The 590-nt window shown below is 58.5% G+C and carries 1 protein-coding gene; it reads left to right on the forward strand.

Going from position 1 to position 590, the window contains the following annotated elements; translation table 11 throughout:
* A partial coding sequence (locus J5224_RS34140; RefSeq protein ID WP_264629284.1) for an efflux RND transporter permease subunit occupies positions 1-590 on the forward strand: 590 nt, incomplete at both ends.

The following is a 590-nucleotide window of genomic DNA, read 5'->3' on the forward strand; positions in this document are numbered from 1 at the left end:
GTTGCCCCCGCAGGAACGCTGCGCACGGACCGGGATAATATTGCGTTGCGCGTCAGTGGTGCATTTCGCTCAGAAGAGAGCCTGCGTGATGTCACGCTCAATATCGGCGGACGTTACCTTCCCCTTACGGATATCGCTACCCTCAGCCGCCAACCCGTTGAACCGCCGGCATTGGCATTTCGGGTGAATGGACAACCCGCGATCGGTTTGGCGATTGCGATGGCTCCCACGGGCAACATGCTGCGTTTTGGTCAGGCGATTACGCACCGGATGACGGCCATTCAGGCACAGTTGCCCTATGGCATCGAATTAACCCAGGTTGCCAATCAATCCGCCGTGGTCGAACAGGCGGTTCACGGCTTCGTCAAGGTGCTGATCGAGGCGATAACCATCGTGCTGGCCGTTTCGTTTGTTTCGCTGGGATTACGCGCGGGTCTGGTGGTGGCGGCAGCCATTCCGTTGGTGCTGGCGATGACGTTTACCGGGATGATGTTGGCAGATATTGGCCTGCAACGCATCTCGCTGGGCGCACTGATCATTGCGCTGGGGCTACTGGTCGATGATGCCATGATCACCGTGGAAGCGATGGT

The sequence above is a fragment of the Candidatus Symbiopectobacterium sp. NZEC135 genome, assembly GCF_025962695.1.